Source organism: Streptomyces sp. NPDC047017 (assembly GCF_040644175.1).
GTDB lineage: Bacteria > Actinomycetota > Actinomycetes > Streptomycetales > Streptomycetaceae > Streptomyces.
The window spans coordinates 30,035-51,309 of the sequence record NZ_JBEYVW010000005.1 but is presented as its reverse complement, the minus strand read 5'-3'; the positions used below and the strand labels follow the sequence as shown (position 1 = coordinate 51,309).

Below are 21,275 nucleotides of genomic sequence, written 5' to 3'. Positions count from 1 at the left end.
ACCGGCCGCCCCGGCATGTGCCGGGCTCTGGTGGCTACTTGAGGTAGGCCAGGCCGGGGTGGACCTCCGTGTAGTCCTCGACCAGCGCGCGGGCGATGTTCACCGAGTCGACGAGCGGGTGCAGCGCGAAGGCCTTCACCGCCGCGGCACGCGAGCCCGAGCCGGCCGCGGCGAGCACCTCGCGCTCGACCGCCTTGACCGAGCAGACCAGCCCGGTGGCGTGGCCGGGCAGCGGGGCGACCGAGACGGGATGCGCGCCGTTCGCGTCGACCAGGCAGGGCACCTCGACGACCGCCTCGGAGTCCAGCGCCGAAAGGGTGCCGCGGTTGCGGACGTTGAGGATGAGCGTGGTGCGCTCGTCGCGGGCGATGGCCCGCATCAGGGCGAGGGCCACCTTCTCGTAACCGCCCGAGAGGTCGTCGGCCTCCCGCTCCCCCGCTCCGGCGGCCTCCCGGTTCTCGGCCATGTAGGTGGCCTCGCGCTCGGCCCGGGTACGGTTCCACGCGTCGAGCGCCGGCGCCGCCGGGTCCCGTACCTCCTCGTAGAACCGGGCCTGCTGGTCGCGCAGGAACGCGCCGCGCGTCTTCTCCGCCTCCTGGTAGGCGCGTACGGTCTCGCGGCCGAAGTAGTAGTAGTGCAGGTACTCGTTGGGGACCGCGCCCAGAGCGCGCAGCCAGTCGGCGCCGAAGAGGCGGCCCTCCTCGAAGGAGCCGAGCAGGGCGGGATCGGCGAACAGGCGCGGGAGTTCGTCGCGGCCGGCCACCCGCAGCCCGCGCACCCAGCCGAGGTGGTTGAGGCCGACGTAGTCGATCCACGCCTCCCGCGGGTCCGCGCCCAGCACACGGGCGATACGGCGGCCGAGGCCGACCGGTGAGTCGCAGATGCCGATGACGCGGTCGCCGAGGTGGCGGGACATGGCCTCGGTGACCAGTCCGGCCGGGTTGGTGAAGTTGATGACCCAGGCGTCGGGCGCGAGGCGGGCCACCCGCCGGGCGATGGCGTCGGCCACCGGGACCGTGCGCAGGCCGTAGGCGATGCCGCCCGCGCCGACCGTCTCCTGGCCGAGCACGCCCCGCGCGAGCGCCACCCGCTCGTCGGCGGCGCGCCCCTGGAGGCCGCCCACCCGGATCGCGGAGAACACGAAGCCGGCGCCGCGCAGCGCCTCGTCGAGGTCGGTGGTGGACCGCACGGCGGGGGCGCCCGGCTGCCCGGCGGCCTGTTCGGCCAGCACCCGGGTCACCGCGGAGAGCCGGCCGGCGTCCAGGTCGTGCAGGACGACCTCGGTGACCCGGCCCTCGGCGCGGTCCCCGAGCAGCGCCCCGTACACGAGCGGCACCCGGAACCCGCCGCCGCCCAGAATCGTCAGCCTCACCCTCGCACCTCTCCCGCGACGCCCACGGCACCGGACGACGGGTCCACCGCCGGGCCGACACCCACACGCCCCGCACCCTACTCGGCGCACGCCACCCGGCCGGTGAGCCGGCTTCGACGGGTGGGCCGCGGGCGATGCCCCTCCCCCCCCCGGCGGCCCGGCGCCGCCGAGTCCTGTCGGGTTCGTCTCCGCCGGTGTCGAAACGGTGCCCCGGCGGGCCGATACGTGGTTCCATGCGAACCCCACCCCCGACTACTCGGCAGGAACATGATGAGACGTCAACTTCTCGCGGTGGCCGCCCTGTCGGCGGCCGTCACGCTGGGCGCGGCCACCTCCTCCTCGGCCGCGTCCGCACCGGTCTGGCAGGAGACCGGCACCTCCCACGTCGACTCGCTGAGCGGCAGTCAGGGCCTCGCCTCCCGCGCGGACGGCTCGCTGCTGTACCGGGGGCTCGCCTCGACCCCGCTGGACCTGCGGATCAAGGGCTGGAATCACGTCGGCGACCCGGACTCCGCACAGGGCTACGTCTTCGACGCCTACCAGGGCGCGGACGACGCGAACTCCAAGATGTTCGCGGTGACGACTCCGGGCGGCCGGCGCTACGAGTACGTCCATCCGCTGGACGCGGGCGAGAAGGTGAACAACTCCTTCGCCGCCGTCTCGCCCGACAGCCAGTGGCTGGTGTCGGGCGAGTGGGGCGACCAGAACCGGCTCCAGGTCTTCCCGGCCCCGCTGCTCAACCCGTCCACACCGCCGGCCGGCGGCACGCTGCCGCAGGCCCCGCAGATCACCCTGGACAAGCCGGTGCGTGACATCCAGGGCTGCGACTTCGTGAACGACACCCGGCTGCTGTGCGCCTCCGACGACGGCTCGAAGACGCTGTTCCCCGAGGACCGCCCGCTGCTCCAGGTGGACCTGCCCCACGCGCTGGACGGCGGTCCGGTCACCGGGCATGTGACCAGCCTGTTCGCGCTGCCCCAGCGCAGTCTGTGCTCGGGCACCTTCGAGACGGAGGGCGTCGACTACGACGCGGCACGCGGTGTGCTGCGCGCCGAGGTCGTCCCGCCGGGGGTGTGCAAGGTGGCGACGACCGTGTACTCCTACCGCCTGGGATAGCCCCTCCCCCCTGTCGAGTCAGGCGTAGAAACGCGACAGACTCTGCAGGACGGCGGCGGGCCTGCCGCCGCCGTCCGTCTCGATCGTGCTGTCGACGGTGATCTGCGCCCCGCCCGGCACCTCCTCCACCGCGGCCAGCCGCGCGGCGAGCCGGATGCGGGAACCGACCCTGACCGGGGCCGGGAAACGCACCTTGTTCAGGCCGTAGTTGACCTTGGTGGTCACGCCCTCGACCTCCAGCAGCCCGGTGAAGAGCGGGATGAACAGGGAGAGGGTGAGGCAGCCGTGCGCGATGGGCGCGCCGAACGGTCCGGCGGCGGCGCGCCCCGGGTCGGTGTGGATCCACTGGTGGTCGCCGGTGGCGTCGGCGAAGGTGTCGATCCGCGCCTGGGTGACCCGCCGAGGCGACCACCCGTCAGTTCTCCGCGCGAGCCGCGGCTTCGACAGGGGTCCACGGCCCGACCCGACGTTGAGTCCCGCGCGGGCGCGCGCGGGACCCCGCCCGGGTGTCAGCGCAGCTCGGCCCGGAAGGCCACCGGTGTCAGCCCGGTGTGCAGCTGGAAGAACTTGGAGAAGTTCGCCGCGTCGGGGAAGCCGACGGCCGCGCCGACCCGGCCGATCGGCAGTTCGGTGTGGGCGAGCAGGCGCTTGGCCTCCAGGACCACGCGTTTGTCGATGAAGCCCTTGGGTGTCTCGCCGGTGGCGGCGCGGACCGCGCGGACCAGGGTGCGGCGGGAGTAGCCGAGCGCGTCGGCGTAGGCGCTGACGCTGTGGTTGCGGGTGAAGCCGCCTTCCACGGCGTCCCGGAAGAGGGTGAACGTCGTGTCGGCCGGCTCGGCCTGCTGCCGGTCCGCCTCGGCGGAGCGGGCCGCGAGATGGGCGAGCCGGAGCAGGAACGCGGTGAGCGAGTGCCGCAGCACCGCGGTGTGCAGGCTCAGCGGGAGGGTGTCGGTGTCCTCGTACTCGCGGCGCAGTTGGGCGAGCGCGGCCGTCAGTGCCGCGCGCTGGGCGGCGTCCGGGTGCAGCAGCGGCGGCAGGTCGTAGCGGTACAGGCCGGTCGCCTCGACCGTGGCGCGGGGCAGGAAGCCGGGCTGCATGGTCAGCACGGTTCCGCGGTACTCGGCCGCGCGGGAGAAGCGATGGACCTGTCCGGGGCGGATCCACAGCACGTCGCCGGCGGCGGCCTCGTACTCGGCGAAGTCGACCATGTGCCGGACCGGGCCGTCGCCGAAGAGCATGACGACGTGGAAGTCGATGCGGTGGACGCGGTGCAGAGGAGCCTCGGCGTGCCAGGTGTGCCCCGCGCCCATGGGTCCGATCTGGAGTCCGACGCCGCCGAGGCTGAGGTCGACCGGGAAGGGGAAGGTCCTGATCGCCTCAGCGCGGCCACTCCCGCCGCCCGCCGCGCCGCCGCCCTGGGTGATTCCGTCCGCCATGTCCTTCTCGTACCGCCTTGACCGTCCACCGGCCGCTTCGTTCGCCGGGAGGGTGTCCCACTTTCACCACAGGCTGACACACGGAGACCTTCCGGCGAAAAAGTCAGACTTTTAAGTTTGAACGCGTCCGACAGCAATCCCGCTTCCTCCGAGGACTTCTTGAAGATGAGCGAGCAGATGACCGACCGCTTCGAGTGGACCGACCTCGACCGGCGTGCCGTCGACACCGCCCGGCTGCTGGCGGCCGACGCCGTGCAGAGGGTGGGCAACGGCCACCCCGGCACGGCGATGGCCCTGGCCCCCGCGGCCTACACGATCTTTCAGAAGGTGATGCGGCACGACCCGGCCGACCCCGAGTGGACGGGCCGCGACCGCTTCGTCCTCTCCCCCGGCCACGCCTCGCTCACCCTCTACACCCAGCTCTATCTGGCCGGCTACGAGCTGGACCTCGACGACCTGAAGGCGTTCCGCACCCACGGCTCGAAGACCCCCGGCCACCCCGAGTACGGCCACACGGCCGGGGTGGAGACCACCACCGGGCCGCTCGGCCAGGGCGTGGCGATGGCGGTGGGCATGGCGATGGCCGCCCGCTACGAGCGCGGCCTGTTCGACCCCGACGCGCCCGAGGGCGGCTCGCCCTTCGACCACACCGTCTGGGCGATCGTCTCCGACGGCGACCTGGAGGAGGGCGTCTCCGCGGAGGCCTCCTCGCTCGCCGGCCACCAGCGGCTCGGCAACCTCGTCTTCCTCTACGACGACAACCACATCTCCATCGAGGGCGACACCGCCACCGCGTTCTCCGAGGACGTGCTGAAGCGGTACGAGGCCTACGGCTGGCACACCCAGCGCATCGCGCCGGACGAGAACGGCGACGTCGACGTGCGCGCCCTGCACGCGGCGCTGACCGCGGCCCGGGCCGAGACCTCCCGCCCCTCGATCATCGCGATGCGCACGATCATCGCCTGGCCCGCCCCGCACGCCCAGAACACCGAGGCCGCGCACGGCTCGGCGCTCGGTGAGGACGAGATCGCCGCCACCAAGCGCCTGCTGGGCTTCGCCCCGGACCGCTCCTTCCAGGTGGACGACGACGTCCTCGCCCACGCCCGGCAGGCCCTGGACCGGGGCGCCGAGGCGCACGCGGCCTGGGACAAGCGGCTCGCCGAGTGGCGCGGCGCCCAGCCCGAGCGCGCGCGGCTGCTGGACCGGATCGTGACCGGGAAGCTGCCCGAGGGCTGGCAGGACGCGGTGCCGGTCTTCGAGGAGGGCGGGAGCGTGGCGACCCGCGCGGCCTCCGGCAAGGTGCTCCAGGCGCTCGGCGAGGTGCTGCCCGAGCTGTGGGGCGGCTCCGCCGACCTGGCCGGCTCCAACAACACCACCATCGACAAGACCTCCTCCTTCCTGCCGAAGGGCAACCCGCTGCCGGAGGCGGACCCGTACGGGCGCACCATCCACTTCGGCATCCGCGAGTTCTCCATGGCCGCGGAGCTGAACGGCATCGCCCTGCACGGCAACACCCGCGTGTACGGCGGCACCTTCCTGGTGTTCTCCGACTACATGCGCAACGCGGTGCGCCTGTCCGCCCTGATGCAGCTCCCGGTGACGTACGTGTGGACGCACGACTCCATCGGCCTGGGCGAGGACGGCCCCACCCACCAGCCGGTCGAGCACCTGGCCTCGCTGCGCGCCATCCCGGGCCTGAACATCGTCCGCCCCGCCGACGCCAACGAGACCGCGATCGCCTGGGCCGAGATCCTCAAGCGGCACGCCACCCGCCCGGCCCCGCACGGCCTCGCGCTCACCCGCCAGGGCGTGCCGACGTACGCGCCCGACCCGGACGCGGCCAGGGGCGGCTATGTGCTGCGCGAGTCCTCCACCGCCACCCCGGACGTGATCCTCATCGCCACCGGCTCCGAGGTGCGGCTCGCCGTGGCCGCCCGGGAGGCGCTGGAGGCCGAGGGGACCGGCACCCGGGTGGTGTCGATGCCGTCCGTGGAGTGGTTCGAGGAGCAGCCCCGCGCGTACCGCGAGCGCGTGCTGCCGCCGTCGGTGCGGGCGCGGGTCGCCGTCGAGGCCGGTATCGGCCTGACCTGGCACCGCTATGTGGGGGACGCCGGGCGGATCGTCTCCCTGGAGCACTTCGGTGCCTCCGCGGCCGCCGGCACCCTGTTCGCCGAGTACGGCTTCACCCCCGAGAACGTCGCCGCCGCGGCCCGCGCCTCGCTGGCCGCCGCGCGCGCATGATCCGATCGCAACAAGGAAGATGATCACTGTGACCGAAACAACCGCGACCGCCGGAGCGCTCCAGCGCCTGTCCGGCCAGGGCGTGTCGATCTGGCTGGACGACCTGTCGCGGCGACGGATCGACTCGGGCAACCTGGCGGCCCTCGTCGGGACGCGGCACGTCGTCGGCGTGACCACGAACCCGTCGATCTTCCAGGCGGCCATCGGCTCCGGCGCGGGCTACGAGGAGCAGCTCGCCGACCTGGCGGTGCGCGGCGTCACCGTCGACGAGGCGGTGCGCATGATGACCACCGCCGACGTGCGCGCCGCCGCCGACGTGCTGCGCCCGGTGCACGAGGCGACCGGCGGCCGGGACGGCCGGGTCTCCATCGAGGTGGACCCGCGCCTGGCGCACGACACCAGGGCGACCGTCGCCGAGGCGCGGCAGCTGGCCTGGCTGGTGGACCGGCCCAACGTGATGATCAAGATTCCGGCCACCCGGGCGGGTCTGCCGGCCATCACGGAGGTCGTCGGAGCGGGTATCAGTGTCAATGTGACGCTGATCTTCTCCCTGGAGCGCTACCGCGAGGTCATGGACGCCTACCTCGCCGGCCTGGAGAAGGCGCGCGCCGCGGGCCTGGACCTGTCGGAGATCCACTCGGTCGCGTCCTTCTTCGTCTCCCGGGTGGACGCCGAGATCGACAAGCGGCTGACCCTGCTGGGCACCGGGGAGGCGCTCGCCCTCAAGGGCCGGGCGGCGCTGGCCAACGCGCGCCTCGCCTACGCGGCATACGAGCAGGTGTTCGGTTCCGCCGACGGCGCGACCGCGCCGGGCGAGCGGTTCGCCGCGCTCTCGGGCGCGGGCGCGAACCGGCAGCGCCCGCTGTGGGCCTCCACCGGGGTGAAGGACCCGGCGTACAAGGACACCCTGTACGTGGACGAGCTGGTCGCGCCGGGCACGGTGAACACCATGCCGGAGGCCACGCTGGACGCCACCGCCGACCACGGCGTCATCACCGGTGACACGGTGACCGGCGGGTACACGCGGGCCCGCGACGACCTCGCGGCGGTCGAGCGGCTGGGGATCTCCTACGACGAGGTCGTGCAGCGGCTTGAGGACGAGGGTGTCGCCAAGTTCGAGACGGCCTGGCAGGACCTGCTGGACGCGGTCACGAAGTCCTTGAACAGCAAGGGAGTTGACGCGGAATGAGCAAGAAGCCCGCCGAGCCGGCGGCGCGGGACGCACAGGCGGCGGCGAGTCCGTCGCCCGGCCCCGCCGTACGGCCCGAGGAACCGGAGCCCAAGGCGATGCAGCAGGCGCGGGCGGCGCGGGGCACGGGCTCCCGCGGCGCGCGGCCCGAGCCGTCCGAGGTGCGCGTCCCGGTGGTGCCGGCCGCCGACTGGGTGAATCCGCTGCGCGACGCCCAGGACCGCCGGCTGCCCAGGATCGCGGGCCCCTCCGGGCTCGTCATCTTCGGTGTCACCGGTGACCTGTCCCGCAAGAAGCTGATGCCGGCCGTGTACGACCTCGCCAACCGGGGTCTGCTGCCGCCGGGCTTCTCGCTGGTCGGTTTCGCCCGCCGCGACTGGGAGAACCAGGACTTCGCGCAGGTGGTGCACGACGCGGTCAAGGAGCACGCGCGCACCCCGTTCCGCGAGGAGGTCTGGCAGCAGCTCGCCGAGGGGATGCGCTTCGTCCCCGGCGACTTCGACGACGACACGGCGTTCAAGCAGCTGCGCGAGGCCGTCGAGGAGCTGGACGCCTCCCGGGGCACCGGCGGCAACTTCGCCTTCTACCTGTCCGTGCCGCCGAAGTTCTTCCCCAAGGTCGTGCAGCAGCTGAAGAAGCACGGTCTGGCGGAGGGCCCCGAGGGGTCCTGGCGGCGCGCGGTCATCGAGAAGCCGTTCGGCCACGACCTGGCCAGCGCCCGCGAGCTGAACCGGATCGTGCACGAGGTGTTCGACCCGGAGCAGGTCTTCCGGATCGACCACTACCTGGGCAAGGAGACCGTCCAGAACATCCTGGCGCTGCGCTTCGCCAACCAGATGTACGAGCCGGTGTGGAACCGGTCGTACGTCGACCATGTGCAGATCACCATGGCCGAGGACATCGGCATCGGCGGCCGGGCCGGCTACTACGACGGCATCGGCGCGGCCCGGGACGTCATCCAGAACCACCTGCTCCAGCTGATGGCGCTCACCGCGATGGAGGAGCCCATCGCCTTCGACGCGGAGGCGCTGCTCACCGAGAAGCTGAAGGTGCTCAAGTCGGTGCGGCTGCCCGAGGACCTGGGCGGGCACACGGTGCGCGGCCAGTACGCGGAGGGCTGGCAGGGCGGTGAGAAGGTGCCCGGCTATCTCCAGGAGGAGGGCATCGACCCCGCCTCGAAGACCGACACCTACGCGGCGGTCAAGCTCGGCATCGACAACCGCCGCTGGGCGGGCGTGCCGTTCTACCTGCGCACCGGCAAGCGGCTGGGCCGCCGGGTCACCGAGATCGCGGTGGTGTTCAAGCGGGCCCCGCACTCCCCCTTCGACTCCACCGCCACCGAGGAGCTGGGGCAGAACGCGATCGTCATCCGCGTCCAGCCGGACGAGGGCATGACGGTCCGGTTCGGCTCCAAGGTGCCGGGCACCTCGATGGAGATCCGGGACGTGACGATGGACTTCGCCTACGGCGAGTCCTTCACCGAGTCCAGCCCGGAGGCGTACGAACGCCTCATCCTGGACGTGCTGCTCGGTGACGCGAACCTGTTCCCGCGCCACCAGGAAGTGGAAGAGTCCTGGAAGATCCTCGACCCGATCGAGGAGTACTGGGACGAGCACGGCAGGCCGGCCCAGTACCGTTCGGGCACCTGGGGTCCGCGGGAAGCCGACGAGATGCTCGCACGAGACGGACGGAGCTGGCGCAGGCCATGAAGATCGACCTGACCGACACCACGGCAAGCAAGATCAACAAGGCGTTGGTGCAGGGCCGCCGCGCCATCGGCACCCCGGCCGTGGGCATGGTCCTGACGATGGTCATCGTCACGGACGAGGAGAACGCCTACGACTCGCTGAAGGCGGCCGAGGACGCCTCGCGCGAGCACCCCTCGCGCACCCTGGTCGTGATCAAGCGGCACGCGCGCACCCTGCGGGACCGCACCCACTCGCGCCTGGACGCGGAGATCCGGGTCGGCTCGGAGGCCGGCACCGGCGAGACGGTGGTGCTGCGCACCTACGGCGACGTGTCCGACCACGCCGACTCGGTGGTGCTGCCGCTGCTGCTGCCGGACGCCCCGGTCGTCGTGTGGTGGCCGGTGGAGGCGCCGGCGAACCTCGCCGAGGACCCGCTGGGCGCGCTGGCCCAGCGCCGGATCACCGACCTGTACGCCGCCGAGCGCCCGCTGGAGGTCCTGGAGACCCGGGCGCGGCACTACGCGCCCGGCGACACCGACCTCGCCTGGACCCGGCTGACCCTGTGGCGTTCGATGCTCGCCGCGGCCCTGGACCAGGCCCGGGTGAAGGTGACGTCGGCCGCCGTGGAGGCCGAGCCGGACAACCCGAGCGCGGAGCTGCTGGCCCGCTGGCTCGGAGCCCGGCTCGGGGTCGCGGTGGACCGCGTGGGCAGCGCGGGCCCGTTCGTGACGGCCGTGCGCCTGGGCACCGACAACGGTGAGATCGTCATCGACCGGCCCGAGGGCCCGCTCGCCACGCTGACCCTGCCGGGCCAGCCCCCGCGCACCCTCGCCCTCAAGGTCCGCCCCACCTCCGAACTCATCGCCGAAGAACTGCGCCGCCTCGACGCCGACGAGATGTACGCCGTCGCCCTGAAGGGCGACGGGATCAAGGAGACCGTCTGACATGTCCGACACCCCCAAGCTCACCCGCCGGCCGGAGTGGACCGCCCTGGAGGACCACCGCGCCCAGTGGCAGCCGCACCTGCGGGAGCTGTTCGCCGAGGACCCCTCCCGCGCGCAGCGCTACACCGTGCGCGTCGGTGATCTGCGCATCGACTACTCCAAGCACCTGATCACCGACGAGACACTGAGCCTGCTCCAGGAACTGGCCGCGGCCACCGACGTCTTCGGGCTGCGGGACGCGATGTTCCGCGGCGAGAAGATCAACGTCACCGAGGACCGGGCGGTGCTGCACACCGCGCTGCGGGCCCCGCGGGACGCGGTGATCGAGGTCGACGGGGAGAACGTCGTGCCCGAGGTGCACGAGGTCCTCGACAAGATGGCCGCCTTCGCGGACCGGGTGCGCTCGGGCGAGTGGACCGGTCACACCGGCCGGCGGATCCGCACCGTCGTCAACATCGGCATCGGCGGCTCCGACCTGGGCCCGGCGATGGCGTACGAGGTGCTGCGCGCCTACACCGACCGGGAGCTGACGGTCCGGTTCGTCTCCAACGTCGACGGCGCCGACCTGCACGAGGCCACCCGGGACCTGGACCCGGCCGAGACGCTGTTCATCGTCGCCTCCAAGACGTTCACCACGATCGAGACGATCACGAACGCCACCTCGGCGCGCGACTGGCTGCTGCGCGGGCTGGGCGGCGACGAGAAGGCGGTCGCCAAGCACTTCGTGGCGCTGTCCACGAACGCGGAGAAGGTCGCCGCCTTCGGCATCGACGTCGACAACATGTTCGAGTTCTGGGACTGGGTCGGCGGGCGGTACTCCTACGACTCCGCGATCGGCCTCTCCCTGATGATCGCGATCGGCCCCGACCGCTTCCGGGAGATGCTGGACGGTTTCCGGATCGTCGACGACCACTTCCGCAACGCGCCCGCCGAGGCCAACGCCCCGCTGTTGCTGGGCCTGCTGGGCATCTGGTACGGCGACTTCTTCGACGCGCAGACGCACGCGGTGCTGCCGTACTCGCACTACCTGTCGAAGTTCACCGCCTACCTCCAGCAGCTGGACATGGAGTCCAACGGCAAGTCGGTGCAGCGCGACGGCGAGCCCGTCGAGTGGCAGACCGGGCCGGTGGTCTGGGGCACCCCGGGCACCAACGGCCAGCACGCCTACTACCAGCTCATCCACCAGGGCACCGAGCTGATCCCCGCCGACCTGATCGGCTTCGCCAACCCGGTGGCCGAGCTGAGCGGCGGGCTCAGGGCCCAGCACGACCTGCTGATGGCCAACCTGTTCGCGCAGGGGCAGGCGCTCGCCTTCGGCAAGACCGCCGACGAGGTGCGCGCCGAAGGGGTGAGCGAGGAGCAGGTGCCGCACCGCACCTTCCACGGCAACCACCCCACGACCACGATCCTGGCGACCGAGCTGACCCCGTCGGTCCTCGGCCAGCTGATCGCGCTGTACGAGCACAAGGTGTTCGTGCAGGGCGCGGTCTGGAACATCGACTCCTTCGACCAGTGGGGCGTCGAGCTCGGCAAGGTGCTGGCCAAGCGCGTCGAGCCCGCCCTCACCGAGGGTGCCGACGTGCCCGGTCTCGACCCGTCCACCGCCGCCCTCGTGGCCGCCTACCGCGAACTCAGGAAGTGAACTGACATGGCATCGACGCAGTTGGGCCTCATCGGCCTCGGCAAGATGGGCGGCAACATGCGGGAGCGCCTCCGCAACGCCGGCCTCACGGTCGTCGGCTACGACCGCAACCCCGAAGTGTCCGACGTCGCCAGCATGGTCGACCTCGTGGACGAGCTGCACGGCCCGCGCACGGTGTGGGTGATGGTCCCGGCCGGCGCCGCCACCCAGCACGTCATCGACCAGCTGGCGACCCTGCTCAAGCCCGGCGACCTCGTCGTGGACGGCGGCAACTCCCGCTGGGACGACGACGAGAAGCACGCCAAGCAGCTGCACGCGCGCGGCATCGGCTTCGTCGACGCGGGCGTCTCCGGCGGTGTGTGGGGCCTCAAGAACGGCTACGCGCTGATGGTCGGCGGCGACACGGAGCACGTCGACCGGCTGAAGCCGGTCTTCGACGCGCTCAAGCCGGAGGGCCCGTACGGCTATGTGCACGCGGGCCGGGTCGGCGCGGGCCACTTCGCGAAGATGGTCCACAACGGCATCGAGTACGCGATGATGCAGGCGTACGCCGAGGGCTGGGAGCTGCTGGAGAAGGTCGATTCCGTGGACAACGTCCGCGAGGTCTTCCGCTCCTGGCAGGAGGGCACCGTCATCCGTTCCTGGCTGCTCGACCTCGCGGTGAACGCGCTGGACGAGGACGAGCACCTGAACAAGCTGCGCGGCTACGCGGAGGACTCGGGCGAGGGCCGCTGGACCGTGGAGGCGGCCATCGACAACGCGGTGCCGCTGCCCGCGATCACCGCCTCGCTGTTCGCGCGGTTCGCCTCCCGCCAGGAGGACTCGCCGCAGATGAAGATGATCGCCGCGCTGCGCAACCAGTTCGGCGGCCACGCCGTCGAGTCGGCGAAGAAGGACTGAGCCGCCGTGGGGGACCTTCTCCTGGTCCGCCACGGCGAGACGGAGTGGAGCGTGTCGGGGCAGCACACCGGCCTCACCGACCTGCCCCTCACCCAGCACGGCGAGGAACAGGCCAAGTCACTCGCTCCACTCCTGTCCGCGCGGACCTGCGCCCTCGTCCTGACCAGTCCGCTCGCCCGCGCGGTGCGCACCGCCGAACTCGCGGGCCTGATCGGGGCGGTGCCCGACCCTGATCTGCACGAGTGGGACTACGGCGCCTACGAGGGCGTGACCACGGCGGAGATACACCGCACCCGCCCCGGCTGGGACCTGTGGTCCGACGGGGTGCCACCGGGCCCGGAGGGCCTGCCCGGCGAGTCGCCGCGGCAGGCCGGCGAGCGCGCCGACCGGGTGCTCGCCCGCGTGGCGCCGGCGCTGGCCGCCGACGACGGGGACGTGGTGCTGGTGGCGCACGGCCACTTCCTGCGGGTGCTGACGGCCCGCCGGCTGGGCCTGCCGCCCGAGCAGGGCCGGCTGTTCCAGCTCGCCACGGGCACGGTGAGCCGGCTGTCGACCGAGCACGGCCGGCCGGTGATCGCGGAGTGGAACACGCGCGCGTAGCGGCGTGGCGCCGTGATGTGACGGAGGGGCCCCGGCCGATCGGCCGGGGCCCCTCCGTCGCGTCAGGGTGCAGGACGTACGGGCGCGGGGCGGTGTCCCGGTGCCAGGGTGCTGATCATCAAGGTGGCCGGGGACGGCGCCCGCCCGGCGGGCACGCCCGGGCCGGTCAGCGCCCCGGCCGGCGGTTCGCGCCGGCTGGTGAAGGCGGTGGCGGCCGGCCGGCGGGTAGTGGCGGCGGCGCGGTCGACGGTCGCGGCGGCGACTGGGCAGCCGCCCAGGGCGCCGTCCCGCTCGTCCTCGTCGGTCCACTGCCCCACCATCGCGGCGAACAGCGCGCTCGGGCCCGGCCGGTCCAGGCCGGCCAGGAAGCGGGCGACGCGCTGGCCGGCGTACTGCCGGGGAACGGTCCGGCTCAGCCCTCGTTCGCACCTTGGGGAATGCCGTACGCCCGCTCCACCCTCAGCCGCAGCACCAGGCGGCGGTCCTGGACCATCGCCGCGCGATAGGCGTCCCAGTCGGGGTGCTCGCCCAGCACGGCGCGGTACAGGCCGATCAGCTCCTCCACGGTCTCGTCGTGCGGGTCGGCGGCGACCGGCGTCAGGTCGGCGGTGCCCTCGGCGACGGTGTAGGCCCAGCGGTCCGCGCTGGTGACGTGGTAGGAGGCGCGCGGGTCCCGGCGCAGGTTGCGGGTCTTGGCGCGGTCGTCGGTGATCGAGACGCGGATGACGCGCTCGTCCGGGTCGTAGGCGTGGCTGACGTTCGACAGCTGCGGTCGGCCGTCGCGCTTGAGGGTGACCAGCACCCCGCTGTGGCCCTCGCCCAGCAGGGCGAGCAGGGCGGCGTCCGGCACGGGAGCGGGCCTCGGGCCCTGGGTGTCCTGAGTCATACCGCGGTCAACCGCGGCGGCCCGGCTCGTCATTCCCGTCGGCCCAGAACATCACTCACCTGCCCCAAAGGCGGGTAGACACTGTCTACGAATGACTGGTAGACAGTGTCTATGATTGAGTCCGAGAAGGAGAAGGGCCCGGACGGGCTGCGCGAGCGGCTGGTCGACGTCGGGGTGGAGCTGGTGGCCGCCGAGGGGGCGCAGGCGCTGACCCTGCGGGAGATCGCCCGCCGGGCGGGCGTCTCGCACGGCGCGCCGCGCCGGTACTTCCCCACCCACCTGGAGCTGCTGTCCGCCATCGCCCGCCGCGGCTTCGCCGAGCTGGCCGGGCGGGTGGCGCGGGCGACCGGCGAGGGCCCGGCGCACCCGCGCGCCCGGCTGGCCGGACTGAGCCGCGTCTACCTGGACTTCGCGCTGGACAACCGCGGCATGTACGAGCTGATGTTCCGCCACGACCTGCTGGAGAGCGGCCACCTGGGGCTGCGGGACACCAGCCTGCCGCTCTTCGGCGTTCTGGTCGACCTCGTCGGGCGGGTACGCCCGGACGCCGACGCCCGCACGGTCGCCGGTTCCCTGTGGGCCGGGCTGCACGGCATCGCCCAGCTGTGGGGCTGGGGCAGCCTTCGGCTCGCCACGGGCGCCGACACCCCCGGCACCGTGCTGCGCGCACTCCTCGACGCGCACCTCGGCGCGGAAGACCACGGCTCGTCCGCAGGTGACCGTGGCCCGTCCGCGGGGGCCCGCGGATGAACCGCGCTCAGGCGGTGACCCTGGCGAGCAGCATCGCGGGCGCGGTGATCGTCGCCCTGGACGGCACGGTGCTCACCGTCGCGCAGCCCGCGCTGCGCCGGGACCTGGACGCGTCGTACGGGCAGGTGCAGTGGACCAGCACCGGGTACCTCGTCGCGGTGGCGAGCCTGCTGGTGTTCGCCGGGCGGCTCGGCGACCGGTACGGGCACCGGCGGACGTTCGCCATCGGCATGCTCGGCTTCGCGGCGGCGTCCGCGGGCATCGGCGTGGCACCCGGCATCGGCTGGGTGATCGCGCTGCGCGTCGCCCAGGGGGCGTGCGGGGCGCTGCTCCAGCCGGCCACCCTCGGGATGCTGCGCGCCGCTTTCCCGCCCGACCGGCTCGGGATGCCGCTGGCGGTGCGGACGAGCGCCATCGGCCTGGCGGCGGCGGCCGGACCGGTGGCGGGCGGCGCGCTGGTGGCCGGGCCCGGCTGGCGGGCGGTGTTCTTCCTCGGCGTCGGCCCGGCGGTGCTCTTCGGCGCCCTCGCGCTCGCCGGGCGCGAGGCGCCCCGGGCACGCGCCCGGTCCGGCGCGCCCCGGCTCGACCTGCCCGGCGCGCTGCTGCTCGCCCTCGCGCTCGGCTGCGCGGTGCACACCCTGGCCACGGCGGGGCAGCCCGGCCGGGCGGGCCCGGTCACGGTCACGCTGACGGCCCTCGCCGCCGCGGCCGCCTTCGTCCGGCACGAGCGGCGTGCCGCCGACCCGCTGCTCCCGCCGGACGTCATCGGCTCGGCCGCCGTCGGAGCGGCGCTCGCCGTCCTGGTCGCCGCGTCGGCGGCGCTGTCCGGCACGCTGTTCGTCATCACGTACGTCCTCCAGGACACGCTGGGCCTTGACCCCTTGCAGAGCGCCCTGCGCAGCCTGCCGCTGGCGGCGCTGATGATCCTCGCGGCACCGGTGTGCCCGGTGCTGCTGCGGCGCCTGGGCGCCCGCGCGACGGCCGGGGCGGCGATGGCTGCGCTCGCGGTGGGTGTGCTGGTGCTCGCCCGGGCGTCGGGCACGTTCGCCCTGTGCGGCGGCTTCGCGTTGCTCGGGGCCGGGTTCGGCACGGTACTGGTGGCGGCGACCCAGGTCGTCGTACGGGAGGCGGCCGTCGCCTCCGCCGGGGTGGCGGGCGGGCTCCAGCAGACCATGATGAACGTGGGACCGGCACTGGGCGTGGCCGCGGCGACCGCGCTGCGCGGCCTCGGCGGGGGCGCGGGGCTGCCGTTGGCGGTGCTCGCCGGGACCGCGGCGGCCGGGGCGGTGGCGGCCCGCGCGCTGCCCGGGCGTACGCCGGCGGATCGCGCGCCGGTGGACGCCGCGGGTCAGGACGGGTGGGCCAGCACGTCCAGGTGGGGCAGGTGGTGGTCCAGCCGCTCCCGTTTGGTGCGCAGGTAGGTGATGTTGTTCTCGCACGGCGGGATCAGCAGCGGCACCTGTTCGGCGACCCGGACGCCGTGCCGTACCAGCGCCTCGCGTTTGCGCGGGTTGTTGGACATCAGCCGCACCGAACGTACGCCCAGGTCGTGCAGGACCCCGGCGGCGGCGCCGTAGTCCCGGGCGTCGACGGGCAGTCCGAGGGCGAGGTTGGCCTCGACCGTGTCCAGGCCCTCCGCCTGGAGGGCCATCGCCCGCAGTTTGCCGAGCAGTCCGATGCCCCGGCCCTCGTGGCCCCTCACGTAGACGACGACACCGCCGCCTTCGGCCACCACCGCGCGCAGCGCCGCGCCGAGCTGGTCGCCGCACTCGCAGTGCCGGGAGCCGAAGGCGTCACCGGTCAGGCACTCCGAGTGCAGCCGGACCAGCACCCGGTCGGTGCCGATGGCACCGTGGACGAGGGCCACGTGCTCGTCGCCGCGGTCGTGGTCCAGATAGCCGACCGCGCGGAAAGGACCGTACCGGGTGGGCAGCGGGGCATTCACGACGCGCTCCACCCCCGTACGCCGTGGGGACTTCTCACCGAATACGCCGAGGTTCTCTGTCATGATCTGCTTTCTGAGCGGAGACGAAGGGCCAAAAAACAATGACGGGTTCACCTTCACGGCCGGCGGCGCGCTGCCCGGTGCCGGCGGACACCACGGAGGACATACGGAATCGGGAGGCCGGCCGTTCACGCCGGGTCGCCGTCCTGCCGGTGGGCAGTCACGAGCAGCACGGCCCCTTCCTCCCGCTGGCGACCGACACCCTGGTCGCGTGCGCCCTCGCCCGGGAGATCGCCGCCGTGTACCCGGTGCGGTCGCTGCCGCCGGTGACGGTCTCCTGCTCGCACGAGCACGCCGCCTGGCCGGGCACCGTCAGCATCTCCTCGGTGACCCTGCACGCGGTGGTGCGGGACATCGCGGACTCGCTGCGCCGCTCCGGGGTGGAGGCGCTGGTCGTCGTCAACGGCCACGGCGGCAACTACGTGCTGTCCCACGTGGTCCAGGAGGCGTCCGCGCGCGGTGAGCGCATGGCGCTCTTCCCGGCCGCCGAGGACTGGGAGACGGCCCGCGTACGGGCCGGGGTGCGCACCTCGCTGCTGACCGACATGCACGCGGGGGAGATCGAGACCTCCGTTCTTCTGCACGCCCATCCGGAAATGGTCCGGGCCGGGTACGAGAAAGCCGATGTGGTGGCGGACGACCGCCGGCAACTGCTCACCACCGGAATGTCCGCCTATACCGAATCGGGCGTCATCGGCCGTCCTTCCCTGGGCAGCGCGGAAAAGGGGAAGGAATTGCTGGCGAGCCTCACGGCGTCCTTCGCGCCGTATTTCTCACTGCTCACCTCGGACGCGTAGCCGCCGGACGCGTAGCCCTCGGGCGCGGGGGCTGCGGAGGCGGGGGCGCCGGGCACAAGGCCCCTGGGCGCGGGGGCGGCCCGGCCGGCGAGCAGGACGAGGGCGCCCGGCAGGCTCGCCGCGCAGCCGAGCACCCCGTACACCACGGCCACGGCCACGCCGTCGCCCGCGCCGAGCCCGGCGGCCGCGAACGACCAGGCGGCGACGCCCTCCCGGGGGCCGAACCCGCCCACGTTCAGCGGCAGTCCCATGGCGGCCAGCGCGAGAACCGCCAGCGGCAGCAGCACCGCCACCGGGGCCCTCACCCCGGCGACCCGCGCCGCGACCACGAACATCACGAGATGCCCGGCCAGCACGACCGCGGAGGAGAGCGCCACTTTCGGCCCGTGGCGGCGGGAGAGCAGCACGTCGCGCGCCTCACCGGCGAGGCGGCCAGGCCCGCCCCCGGGCCCCGGGTCGGCACCGCTGCCCGCGCGGGTCCGGTTGCCGGTCCCGCGCAGGGCGAGCAGCACGGCCAGTACGCCCATGGCCGCGAGGGCGGCCGGCGGCGCGAGGTGCCGGGCCTGGGTGCGGACCGGGGACGGCAGGGTCAGCAGGACGGCGGCGCCGGTGACGGCGAGGGCGAGTTGCCCGGCGGCCCGTTCCAGGACGACGGCCCGTACGGCGCGGCCGAGGTCCCCGGCGCCGCGCCCGTGCCGTACCGCCCGGTGCGCGTCGCCCAGGACGCCGCCGGGCAGGACCGCGTTCAGGAACAGCGCACGGTAGTAGTCGGCCACGGCCGTCCCGAGCGGCAGCCGGACGTGAAGCGCGCGGGCCGCCGACTGCCAGCGCCAGGCGCTGAACACGGTGGTGACCGCCCCCACCCCGAGCGTCACGGCCAGCGTGGGCGCGTCGACGCGGCGCAGGCCGTCCAGGAGTGCCCCGGTGCCCAGCCGCCACATCAGCACACCGAGGACCGCGAGACCGCCGAGGGGTCCGGCGCGGCGGCGCAGGGCCGTGAGTGCGCGGCCGCCGGTGGCGCGGCGGGTGCGGGTACCGGCAGGGGACGGCGGCGGTGTGGACGGGCGCGGGGTCGCGTCCGGCCACCGCGGCCGTACGTCCGCCGTCGGCGCGCTCATCGGCACACTCGCCGGTACGCTCATGCGCCACCGCCCGGCGCCGGGGGCAGCGCCAGCAGGTCGGCGTGGTGCACGACCACCCGCAACTCCCCCGCCGCGCAGGCTTCCAGGCGTGCGGCGAGGTAGCGGTCGGCGCGCGGTCGCAGCGCGGGGCGCTGTGCGACGGCCGCGCCGACCCAGCCGCGCAGCCACTGGGCGGTCAGCTCACGCGGGCCGGGGCCGAGCCGCCAGGGACTCGGGTACACGCGCACACCGGCTCCGTGCGCGGCGAACGCCTCCCCGGCCGCCGTGACCGCGTCCGGGCCGAGCAGTCCGGCGCGGCGCTGGTGCGCGTCGAACGCCTCGGTGATCTCGGTGTCCAGCGGGTCGGCCGGGGTGAGACCGACCCGGCCGACCACCGAAAGCGTCAGCAGGGCCGGGCAGTTCGCGGCGGCGCAGGCGGCGGCGAGGGCGTCGGTCTCCTCGCGGGTGAGCACGTCGAGCAGCGCCGACGCCGTCACCAGCGACGCCCCGGCCAGGGCCTGCGCGGTCAGCCCGGCCACCTCGTCCCGCCGGGTCCGCACGGTGACCGGCGCGCCGTCGGCGGCGCGGTGCGCGGCGGTGCCGGCCGCGAGGCGCAGCAGGTGGGGGTCGCGGTCGTGCAGGACCCAGTGCTGGCCGCCGTCCAGGCGGGGCGCGAGCCAGCGGCCCATGGAGCCGGTGCCGCACCCGAGATCGTGCACGACGAGCCCGCCGTACGGAGCCGGTGTCCGCGCCAGCCGCTCGCGCAGCGCGCCGACCGCCGCCACGGACCGCGCCCGCGCGTCGGCCGGCTCCCGCAGCCGCAGCCACTCGGGGGCGTAACGGGGCGGCCGCGTCGCCTCCTTCGGGGACGGGGGCGGGGGCGGCTGCGTGGAGCCCCCGGCCCGGAGGCGTACGGTGGCCCGTTCCTCAAGGGGGGAAGCGGGGCCGGCGCCAGGAAGGGCCTGATCGCGGGTGTGCTCGTTCATGCCGCCCTCCGGGGTTCCCCCGGCAGCCGGTCCAGGACGCCCGCCAGGGCCCGCGCGGTGGTCGCCCAGCCGGCGAGGGCGGCGCGGCGCGCCCGGGCGGCCGCCTTCAGGCGGCGGCGCGCCTCGGGCTCGCCGAGCCAGTCGCGCAGTGCGGTGGCGAGGGCCGCGGGGTCCTCTGGCGGTACGAGGATGCCGGGCACCCCGCCGCCGGGGGCGCGGCCGACCGCCTCGGGCACCCCGCCCACATCTGTGGCCAGCACGGGGATGCCGCGCGCGAGCGCCTCGGTGACGGCCATGCCGTACGTCTCCGCGGAGGAGGCGAGGACCGTCAGGTCGGCGCAGGCGTAGCGGGTGTCGAGGCCGGCGCCGCCGCGCGGTCCGGTGAGGCGGACGCGGTCCGCCAGGCCGTGCCGGCCGATCAGGTCCCGCAGGCGGGCGGTGTAGGCGGGGTCCGGGGTGAGGGCGCCGACGCACTCGCACTCCCAGGGCAGGTCGGTGACCGTGGCCAGGGCCTCGACCAGCCGGTGCTGCCCCTTGCGCGGGGTCACCGCGGCCACGCACAGCAGCCGCGAGACGCCGTCGGTGCCGGGGGCGAGGGGGGCGATGTCCGCGCCGGGCGGGGCGGCGTGCACGCGGCCGGGGTCGAGGCCGTGGTGGGCGACGAGACGGCGTACGGCCCAGTCGCTGGTGGCGACGACGGCGGGCACCGCGCGCAGCACCTCGCGTTCCCGGGCGTCCAGCGCGGCGGCCGCGGCGGTGCCGGTTCCGGTCTCGTCGCCGAGCGGCAGGTGGACGAGGACGGCCGGCCGCAGCCGTCGGGTCTCGGGGACGACGATCTCGGGGACCCCGCAGGCGACGAGTCCGTCCAGCAGGACGACCGCGCCGTCCGGGAGCCCGCGCAGGGTCCGGGCGAGTTCCGCGCGGGCCCGTTCCCCGGGCCGGGGCCAGGTGCCGTGCACCGGGTGCTGCCGGACCCGCCAGCCGAAGCCGGGCAGGTCGAGGGTGATCCGGCGGTCGTAGGCGTTGCCGCCGCTGGGGGTGGCCGGGTCGTCGATGCCGCCCGGCACGACGAAGTGCGCGGTGCGCAGGGACATGGGGATGATCCCGGGGACGCTCGGGGGCGGGTACCGGCCGGGCGCGCGGGTGCGGGGGCCGGTCCGGTCCGTGGTCGTGCCGGTCACAGCGCACGCTCGTAACTCGCCCAGGCCACATGGGACTCGTGCAGGGTCACGGTGAGTCCGGCCAGTCCCCGGGCGCCCTCGCCCAGGGCGCCCCGGTGGACGCGTGCGGCGAGCCGGTCGGCGATGACCTCGGCCAGGAACTCGGTGGAGGTGTTGCGTCCGGCGAAGTCGGGTTCGTTGTCGAGGTTGCGGTAGTTCAACTCGCTGAGCACCGCGCCCAGTTCCCGGGTGGCGAGTCCGATGTCGACGACGATGTCGTCCTCGTCCAGCTCTTCGCGCCGGAAGGTGGCGTCCACCAGGAACGTGGCTCCGTGCAGCCGCTGCGCGGGCCCGAACACCTCGCCGTGGAAACTGTGGGCGATCATGATGTGATCACGGACGGTGATGCTGAACAACGGACGACCCTCCAGGTGCGGCACGC

18 protein-coding genes and 3 pseudogenes are annotated in these 21,275 nt (G+C 74.0%); 11 read left to right on the top strand and 10 right to left on the bottom strand.

Annotated features, from left to right (window positions below; translation table 11 throughout):
- Nucleotides 1-34 precede the first annotated feature (34 nt).
- Complete coding sequence (locus tag ABZ858_RS10060) at nucleotides 35-1,372, bottom strand: 6-phospho-beta-glucosidase (protein WP_361374636.1); 1,338 nt, start codon at nucleotides 1,370-1,372, stop codon at nucleotides 35-37.
- Between the two features lie 270 nt (nucleotides 1,373-1,642).
- On the opposite strand from ABZ858_RS10060, the gene ABZ858_RS10055 reads away from it, so the two are divergent.
- The gene (locus ABZ858_RS10055) at nucleotides 1,643-2,488 is read left to right on the top strand and encodes a hypothetical protein (protein WP_361374634.1); all 846 of its coding nucleotides are present in this window, start codon (nucleotides 1,643-1,645) and stop codon (nucleotides 2,486-2,488) included.
- A gap of 18 nt (nucleotides 2,489-2,506) precedes the next feature.
- Here the strand turns inward: ABZ858_RS10055 and ABZ858_RS10050 are convergent.
- Together ABZ858_RS10050 and ABZ858_RS10045 are read right to left on the bottom strand one after the other, a co-directional pair.
- Nucleotides 2,507-2,884: pseudogene (locus ABZ858_RS10050) on the bottom strand (MaoC family dehydratase); the annotation flags it as partial.
- 113 nt (nucleotides 2,885-2,997) lie between these two features.
- On the bottom strand, nucleotides 2,998-3,924 hold the full coding sequence (locus ABZ858_RS10045) for an AraC family transcriptional regulator (protein ID WP_361374632.1): 927 nt from the start codon (nucleotides 3,922-3,924) through the stop codon (nucleotides 2,998-3,000).
- Nucleotides 3,925-4,089: 165 nt separating this feature from the next.
- On the opposite strand from ABZ858_RS10045, the gene tkt reads away from it, so the two are divergent.
- The 7 genes from tkt (at nucleotide 4,090) to ABZ858_RS10010 (ending at nucleotide 13,128) form a co-directional block, all read left to right on the top strand.
- Nucleotides 4,090-6,165, top strand: coding sequence for a transketolase (tkt, locus tag ABZ858_RS10040; protein ID WP_361374630.1), 2,076 nt, complete (start codon nucleotides 4,090-4,092; stop codon nucleotides 6,163-6,165).
- Nucleotides 6,166-6,184: 19 nt separating this feature from the next.
- A complete protein-coding gene (gene tal, locus ABZ858_RS10035; RefSeq protein WP_361374628.1) occupies nucleotides 6,185-7,354 on the top strand; it encodes a transaldolase in 1,170 nt (389 codons plus the stop codon).
- A 98-nt stretch (nucleotides 7,355-7,452) separates the two neighbouring features.
- Entirely contained in the window at nucleotides 7,453-9,063 is a 1,611-nt protein-coding gene (gene zwf / locus ABZ858_RS10030; protein ID WP_361375306.1) for a glucose-6-phosphate dehydrogenase, read from the top strand.
- Entirely contained in the window at nucleotides 9,060-9,986 is a 927-nt protein-coding gene (opcA, locus tag ABZ858_RS10025) for a glucose-6-phosphate dehydrogenase assembly protein OpcA (RefSeq protein WP_361374626.1), read from the top strand. Before zwf ends, opcA begins: the two co-directional genes overlap by 4 nt.
- 1 nt (nucleotide 9,987) lies before the next feature.
- A complete protein-coding gene (pgi, locus tag ABZ858_RS10020; RefSeq protein WP_361374624.1) occupies nucleotides 9,988-11,628 on the top strand; it encodes a glucose-6-phosphate isomerase in 1,641 nt (546 codons plus the stop codon).
- 6 nt (nucleotides 11,629-11,634) lie between these two features.
- Nucleotides 11,635-12,528 (top strand): phosphogluconate dehydrogenase (NAD(+)-dependent, decarboxylating), encoded by an 894-nt coding sequence (gnd, locus tag ABZ858_RS10015; RefSeq protein ID WP_361374622.1) that lies wholly within the window; start codon nucleotides 11,635-11,637, stop codon nucleotides 12,526-12,528.
- 6 nt (nucleotides 12,529-12,534) lie between these two features.
- Complete coding sequence (locus ABZ858_RS10010) at nucleotides 12,535-13,128, top strand: histidine phosphatase family protein (RefSeq protein ID WP_361374620.1); 594 nt, start codon at nucleotides 12,535-12,537, stop codon at nucleotides 13,126-13,128.
- 104 nt (nucleotides 13,129-13,232) lie between these two features.
- Here the strand turns inward: ABZ858_RS10010 and ABZ858_RS10005 are convergent.
- Both ABZ858_RS10005 and ABZ858_RS10000 read right to left on the bottom strand, forming a co-directional pair.
- A pseudogene (locus tag ABZ858_RS10005) lies at nucleotides 13,233-13,523 on the bottom strand (TetR/AcrR family transcriptional regulator); the annotation flags it as partial.
- A gap of 17 nt (nucleotides 13,524-13,540) precedes the next feature.
- Nucleotides 13,541-14,014 carry a PPOX class F420-dependent oxidoreductase gene (locus ABZ858_RS10000; protein WP_361374618.1) on the bottom strand — a complete coding sequence of 158 codons (474 nt, stop codon included), beginning with the start codon at nucleotides 14,012-14,014 and terminating at the stop codon, nucleotides 13,541-13,543.
- A gap of 111 nt (nucleotides 14,015-14,125) precedes the next feature.
- Between ABZ858_RS10000 and ABZ858_RS09995 the strand changes: the two genes are divergently transcribed.
- Both ABZ858_RS09995 and ABZ858_RS09990 read left to right on the top strand, forming a co-directional pair.
- Nucleotides 14,126-14,764, top strand: coding sequence for a TetR/AcrR family transcriptional regulator (locus ABZ858_RS09995; protein WP_361374616.1), 639 nt, complete (start codon nucleotides 14,126-14,128; stop codon nucleotides 14,762-14,764).
- The gene (locus ABZ858_RS09990; protein ID WP_361374614.1) at nucleotides 14,761-16,185 is read left to right on the top strand and encodes an MFS transporter; all 1,425 of its coding nucleotides are present in this window, start codon (nucleotides 14,761-14,763) and stop codon (nucleotides 16,183-16,185) included. Before ABZ858_RS09995 ends, ABZ858_RS09990 begins: the two co-directional genes overlap by 4 nt.
- Here the strand turns inward: ABZ858_RS09990 and ribA are convergent.
- On the bottom strand, nucleotides 16,113-16,772 hold the full coding sequence (gene ribA, locus ABZ858_RS09985) for a GTP cyclohydrolase II (protein ID WP_361374612.1): 660 nt from the start codon (nucleotides 16,770-16,772) through the stop codon (nucleotides 16,113-16,115). The genes ABZ858_RS09990 and ribA overlap by 73 nt on opposite strands.
- A 38-nt stretch (nucleotides 16,773-16,810) precedes the next feature.
- Here ribA and ABZ858_RS09980 point away from each other — a divergent pair, with 38 nt between their 5' ends.
- Nucleotides 16,811-17,566 (top strand): creatininase family protein, encoded by a 756-nt coding sequence (locus tag ABZ858_RS09980; protein WP_361374610.1) that lies wholly within the window; start codon nucleotides 16,811-16,813, stop codon nucleotides 17,564-17,566.
- 188 nt (nucleotides 17,567-17,754) lie between these two features.
- Here the strand turns inward: ABZ858_RS09980 and ABZ858_RS09975 are convergent.
- From ABZ858_RS09975 to ABZ858_RS09960, 4 genes and pseudogenes are all read right to left on the bottom strand, one after another.
- Nucleotides 17,755-18,507: pseudogene (locus tag ABZ858_RS09975) on the bottom strand (lysylphosphatidylglycerol synthase transmembrane domain-containing protein); the annotation flags it as partial.
- 197 nt (nucleotides 18,508-18,704) lie between these two features.
- Nucleotides 18,705-19,673: an SAM-dependent methyltransferase gene (locus tag ABZ858_RS09970; protein WP_361374608.1), complete on the bottom strand. Its 969-nt coding sequence runs from the start codon at nucleotides 19,671-19,673 to the stop codon at nucleotides 18,705-18,707.
- Nucleotides 19,670-20,854, bottom strand: coding sequence for a glycosyltransferase family 4 protein (locus ABZ858_RS09965; RefSeq protein WP_361374606.1), 1,185 nt, complete (start codon nucleotides 20,852-20,854; stop codon nucleotides 19,670-19,672). The genes ABZ858_RS09970 and ABZ858_RS09965 overlap by 4 nt, the downstream gene beginning before the upstream one ends.
- Complete coding sequence (locus tag ABZ858_RS09960) at nucleotides 20,851-21,249, bottom strand: 6-carboxytetrahydropterin synthase (RefSeq protein ID WP_361374604.1); 399 nt, start codon at nucleotides 21,247-21,249, stop codon at nucleotides 20,851-20,853. The genes ABZ858_RS09965 and ABZ858_RS09960 overlap by 4 nt, the downstream gene beginning before the upstream one ends.
- Between the last annotated feature and the right edge of the window lie 26 nt (nucleotides 21,250-21,275).

What these genes read in the sequence shown, in the direction of transcription:
- ABZ858_RS10055 (WP_361374634.1), top strand. Translation starts at nt 1,643, where the DNA reads ATGAGACGTCAACTTCTCGCGGTGGCCGCCCTGTCGGCGGCCGTCACG.
- ABZ858_RS10045 (WP_361374632.1), bottom strand. Translation starts at nt 3,924, where the DNA reads ATGGCGGACGGAATCACCCAGGGCGGCGGCGCGGCGGGCGGCGGGAGT.
- tkt (WP_361374630.1), top strand. Translation starts at nt 4,090, where the DNA reads ATGAGCGAGCAGATGACCGACCGCTTCGAGTGGACCGACCTCGACCGG.
- tal (WP_361374628.1), top strand. Translation starts at nt 6,185, where the DNA reads ATGATCACTGTGACCGAAACAACCGCGACCGCCGGAGCGCTCCAGCGC.
- zwf (WP_361375306.1), top strand. Translation starts at nt 7,453, where the DNA reads ATGCAGCAGGCGCGGGCGGCGCGGGGCACGGGCTCCCGCGGCGCGCGG.
- opcA (WP_361374626.1), top strand. Translation starts at nt 9,060, where the DNA reads ATGAAGATCGACCTGACCGACACCACGGCAAGCAAGATCAACAAGGCG.
- pgi (WP_361374624.1), top strand. Translation starts at nt 9,988, where the DNA reads ATGTCCGACACCCCCAAGCTCACCCGCCGGCCGGAGTGGACCGCCCTG.
- gnd (WP_361374622.1), top strand. Translation starts at nt 11,635, where the DNA reads ATGGCATCGACGCAGTTGGGCCTCATCGGCCTCGGCAAGATGGGCGGC.
- ABZ858_RS10000 (WP_361374618.1), bottom strand. Translation starts at nt 14,014, where the DNA reads ATGACTCAGGACACCCAGGGCCCGAGGCCCGCTCCCGTGCCGGACGCC.
- ABZ858_RS09995 (WP_361374616.1), top strand. Translation starts at nt 14,126, where the DNA reads ATGATTGAGTCCGAGAAGGAGAAGGGCCCGGACGGGCTGCGCGAGCGG.
- ABZ858_RS09990 (WP_361374614.1), top strand. Translation starts at nt 14,761, where the DNA reads ATGAACCGCGCTCAGGCGGTGACCCTGGCGAGCAGCATCGCGGGCGCG.
- ribA (WP_361374612.1), bottom strand. Translation starts at nt 16,772, where the DNA reads ATGACAGAGAACCTCGGCGTATTCGGTGAGAAGTCCCCACGGCGTACG.
- ABZ858_RS09980 (WP_361374610.1), top strand. Translation starts at nt 16,811, where the DNA reads ATGACGGGTTCACCTTCACGGCCGGCGGCGCGCTGCCCGGTGCCGGCG.
- ABZ858_RS09970 (WP_361374608.1), bottom strand. Translation starts at nt 19,673, where the DNA reads ATGAACGAGCACACCCGCGATCAGGCCCTTCCTGGCGCCGGCCCCGCT.